This is a genomic window from uncultured Anaerococcus sp. (genome assembly GCF_963510575.1).
Lineage (GTDB): Bacteria > Bacillota > Clostridia > Tissierellales > Peptoniphilaceae > Anaerococcus.
The window spans coordinates 1-4,574 of record NZ_CAUPFR010000122.1; the positions used below are offsets into that span (position 1 = coordinate 1).

Consider the following 4,574-nt stretch of genomic DNA (forward strand, 5'->3'; position numbering starts at 1 on the left):
GCTTAGGTGTTTGTATCAACTCACTCAAGTCATCTTTATAGGCATTAACACAAGAGGATAATATAAGGATAAAAGTAGTAATTATAAATAATTTAAATATTTTCTTCATCTTCTAACCTCGGAAATACTACGCTTACAACTGTGCCCATTCCATATTTTGATTTTATTATAAGCTTACCATCGTGAGCTTTTACAATTTCTTCACATATGGAAAGGCCTAGCCCTGTCTGTGACTTAGATGAAGAACCCTTGTAGAACTTACTTGCTACAAAAGCGATCTCGTCCTCTTTTATACCTTCACCATCGTCTTTAACACTAATTTCAATTTCATTATTATTCAAATCTATAACTATGTCTATGTGTCCACCTAAATCAGTGAATTTAATAGCATTATCGATTATATTTATAAATACTTCCTTCATTCTATTTATGTCAGCATTTATAAATAAACTTTTGTAATAGGTTGTGAAAGTAAATTTAATACCATCAGACTGGCACCTTGGGTAAAGTTGTGTATGAACTTGTTTTACTAAATCTACAATATCAATTTTTTCTTTATTGTATTTAAAAGTGCTTGAAGATAGCCTTGAAAAATCGAGCAAATCTTCAACCATCATAGACAACCTATCTCCTTCAGATTCAATAATTTTAAGACCTTGGCTTACCATGTCAGGATCTTTTTGAATTGTCTCAGATTGTAGGGTAATAGCCCAACCTTTTATGGATGTAAGTGGAGTCCTGAGTTCATGAGAAACAGATGATATGAATTCATTTTTCATATCCTCTCTTTTTACAATATTTTCACTTAATAGATTTATTGTTGATGCAAGTTCAGAAATCTCATCTCCACCTGAATCGTCTGCCTTAATAGAATAATCTCCTTGTGCCAATACTTCTGAGACACCTATTAGCTTTTTAAGTGGTTTTATAAAACTTTTTGCAGCAATAAAAGAAACTAATAGGGCAAGAACACTTATTATGATTCCAAACAAAAAATATATCAATACATCCTTATTTATTTGCTTATTAACCCTATCCATTGAACTAGTAAGTCTAAGTATGCCTACTTGCTGATCAGACGCCTTTAAAGGATAAGAAATCGATAAAATTTGCTCCTTTGAGTCTACATTTGTATCTTTACACATCCCTGTGGACCCATCTTTAGCTTGGAGGACATCTTTGCTATCTAAACTAGTCCCGATTTGTGATGATGCAATAGAGTCAAATAAAACAATACCAGAATTATCTAAAATTTGTACTTGGCTATCATTTTGCCTATAAAACAAATTCTTATCACCAAGTATTACCTCCTGAAGATCATATCTTGACATATAGGAAGAATACTGGAGCTGACTTATCCTTGCTTGATTTTTCATTGAGGAAATAAGAGAAGACTCATAATAATTTTTTATAGAATTATAGGCAAAAACTTCAAATCCAATTACTATAGTGAGTACAAAAAGCATTATTATTTTGATTACAGTATATTGGATGCTTTTTGACTCAATTATTTTTTTCGTTGTAGCTTTTGTTTTGAGTAAATTTTTACCTATTTCCATCTATATCCAGTTCCCCAAACTGTTTCTATATATTCTGGTTTTGCAGGATTTTCTTCAATTTTTGCCCTTATTCTCCTGATATTAACATCTACAATTTTTGTATCATTGCTATAGTTATCTCCCCAAGTTTCTTTCATGATTTCATCCCTAGTCATAGCCTTGCCTTTATTTTTTATAAAATATTCAAGAATAGTAAACTCGGTAGGTGTCACATCAATCTCAACATCATTCTTGTAAAAAGTTTTTGAATATATATCAAGGGTAAAAGGACCATCTATGAGGCTTTTAACCTCTTCACCGGTTTCATTCCCAGGATTTAGGTTTACTCTCCTCATGAGTGATTTAACTCTTAAAATTAATTCTTGAGGATTAAAGGGTTTTATTATATAATCATCAGCACCTTTTTCAAGGCCAAGTATTTTGTCAATATCCTGACTTTTAGCTGAAACCATGATGATTCCAGTCATAGGTGACTTATCCCTTATCTTTTCGCAAACTTCATAACCACTAATTCCAGGAAGCATTATATCTAAAATAGCAACAGCGGGTTGCTCTTCATCAAAAATTCTAAGAGCCTCTTCACCACTAGCAGCCTCAACAGTTTGATAACCTTGATAATCAAGGTTTATTTTCATAAATTGTCTAATTGGATCTTCGTCATCTAAAATTAAGATTTTATTATTCATTCCCCAACCTCTCTAAGGCAATTTTCGCAGCTCCAATCACCCCTGCATCATTTAAAAATTCTGCTGGTCGTATATCTATATTATAAGGTTTGTTGCAATATTTTTTAAATTTTTCTATTGTTCCATCCCACCATACATCTTTAGAATTAATGATACCGCCACCTATAACTATGGCTTCTGGGTCAAATATGTTTCTTAGGGATGTTAGAAAATATGCAAGATTTGACTGGTAATTTTCAAGCACTTGTTTAGCTTTATCATCTTCTTCGACTAAAGAAAATATCTCCTTGCCAGTTAATCTTTTACCTGTGAGTCTAAAATAATCTTCACTTATAGCTGGTCCTGCACAATATGCCTCTGCACAACCATATTGTCCACAAGTACAATAGTTTCCACCCGGATGAAGCATTATATGACCAAGTTCTGCTCCTTGAAAATGTGCTCCAGATAAGAGACCGCCATCCTTAGTTATAACTGCTCCACCTAAACCAGTGCCCAATGTAATCATAACTACATTTTCGCAATCCTTGCAAGCACCAATCCACTTTTCTGCAACAAGGGCAATATTAGCATCATTCTCAACAAAAACAGGTATATCCATATATTCTTCGATTGCTTCTTTAATATTAAGACCAGTCCAACCATTAATATTACCAGCAAAGGTTATGACTCCCCTCTCTGAATCTATGAAACCAGGAGTACCTATACCTATAGCACTAGCTTCCTTGTAGGAAAGGGTGAGAATTGATTTTTTTATATTTTCAAGAACTACATCTCTACCCTTGCTCGCCTCAGTATCCATCATATGTCTTTCAATAATGTTGCCATTATCATCAACTAGACAGGCATTGATCTTTGTTCCACCAATATCGATTCCAATTACTTTTGTCATTATTACCTCAGTTTTTTAATATTTTTTCTTTTAGTTTTAACATATCTTCATACTTTTTAGATATAAATTCTTTTCCATATAAATACTCTAATCCTGCAATTTTTGGAAAAACAAGCTTGTAGGATAAAAGTATTTGATTATTAATACCAAAATCATTATTTATTTTTTCATTAATAGACTTATTGCCATATTTCCTATCTCCTAAAATTGGAGTACCATTTTCCTTCAAAGAAAATCTTATTTGATGGGTCCTTCCTGTAATTAGCTTGCATTCCAGAAAAGAATACCTACCGTCAGTCTCTAAGACTCTAAAGTAAGTTAAAATATTTTTACCATCATCATCTTTATTGACCTTATTCCTATTTTCATTTTTACTTATAGAACTATCTATTTTGAAATCTTTTTTAACCTCACCATAAACTATAGTTAGATAATACTTATCTATTTTATTTTCTCGTATGGATTCATTTAAAATCCTAAGGGCTTCACTGTTTTTAGCCCCAATTACTAATCCTGCTGTGTTTCTATCAAGTCTATTAACAACAGCTGGTTTAAAAGTCTTATCTGACATATCAAAAGATTTTGTCCTGTAGAGATAAGATAGCATATTATCTACAAGGTTATTTCCATAATCATCTTTACAAGCTGCGTGTGTTAATACTCCATAAGCCTTATCCATGATTATGATATTATCATCCTCATACACTATGTCTAGGTTAAAATCTCTAGGCTTAAAATCTGTCTTAGTGAGCCATTTTTTATAGTTTTCGTCAGAGATGTACATTTTTACAACATCTCCCTCATTTATGAAATCATTATTCTTAGCTCTTTTATCATTAATCTTAAAATTCTTTTTCCTGATATTTTTTGATATCACAGATAATGGTGCATTTTCAAAATACTTTCTTAAAAACCTATCAAATCTTTGATTACCCTGATTTTTACTTATTACTATTTCTATCATATTAATAACTCCTATTTACGTAGGAATCAATAAGAGATTCTCTAATTTCTTCACAAAAGGAGTTTCCTTGCCTTAATTTACAAAGTATTTTTTTATTTTTTGAATGGAGTATCAACTTATCGAAAGATGTAACATATATTTCAAAAATTTGACCTGTCAAACGTTTAGACTTTAAATTAATAAAATAAGATTCAATATTTTCAAAACCAACAAGATCAATCAAAGATTCAGTTGCCAAATCTTTTAGATAATAATAATTTTCCCTGTCGTTAATTAGTTTTGTATATATCTTTTTCTTTTTACTACTATTTTGAAGTTTAAAAGCCTGAGCATTAGCATATTTTGCCATTATATTATAATATTGATAATTATAAATAGCTTCTTCAAGCTGTCTTATATTCGAGAAAGGTTTGAGGTCCAAATTTACCAAAAAATCATAATTTCTAGCTAAAAACTCATCCTTATCTATTTTG

The 4,574-nt window shown here is 31.2% G+C and carries 5 protein-coding genes; all 5 read right to left on the minus strand.

The features are described from left to right. Nucleotides 1-92: 92 nt before the first annotated feature. Complete coding sequence (locus RQ907_RS07775) at nucleotides 93-1,559, minus strand: HAMP domain-containing sensor histidine kinase (protein ID WP_311492805.1); 1,467 nt, start codon at nucleotides 1,557-1,559, stop codon at nucleotides 93-95. Beyond that, entirely contained in the window at nucleotides 1,550-2,245 is a 696-nt protein-coding gene (locus RQ907_RS07780) for a response regulator transcription factor (protein WP_311492806.1), read from the minus strand. The genes RQ907_RS07775 and RQ907_RS07780 overlap by 10 nt, the downstream gene beginning before the upstream one ends. Further along, nucleotides 2,238-3,137: an ROK family protein gene (locus tag RQ907_RS07785; RefSeq protein ID WP_311492807.1), complete on the minus strand. Its 900-nt coding sequence runs from the start codon at nucleotides 3,135-3,137 to the stop codon at nucleotides 2,238-2,240. The genes RQ907_RS07780 and RQ907_RS07785 overlap by 8 nt, the downstream gene beginning before the upstream one ends. 7 nt (nucleotides 3,138-3,144) lie before the next feature. Continuing rightward, nucleotides 3,145-4,101, minus strand: a complete 957-nt coding sequence (locus tag RQ907_RS07790) for an RluA family pseudouridine synthase (RefSeq protein ID WP_311492808.1) — start codon at nucleotides 4,099-4,101, stop codon at nucleotides 3,145-3,147. A 1-nt stretch (nucleotide 4,102) separates the two neighbouring features. Further along, nucleotides 4,103-4,574 (minus strand): DUF6648 family protein (locus RQ907_RS07795; protein WP_311492809.1); only part of this gene is annotated, 472 nt, incomplete at its 5' end.

What these genes read in the sequence shown, in the direction of transcription:
- RQ907_RS07785 (WP_311492807.1), bottom strand. Translation starts at nt 3,137, where the DNA reads ATGACAAAAGTAATTGGAATCGATATTGGTGGAACAAAGATCAATGCC.
- RQ907_RS07790 (WP_311492808.1), bottom strand. Translation starts at nt 4,101, where the DNA reads ATGATAGAAATAGTAATAAGTAAAAATCAGGGTAATCAAAGATTTGAT.
- RQ907_RS07780 (WP_311492806.1), bottom strand. Translation starts at nt 2,245, where the DNA reads ATGAATAATAAAATCTTAATTTTAGATGACGAAGATCCAATTAGACAA.
- RQ907_RS07775 (WP_311492805.1), bottom strand. Translation starts at nt 1,559, where the DNA reads ATGGAAATAGGTAAAAATTTACTCAAAACAAAAGCTACAACGAAAAAA.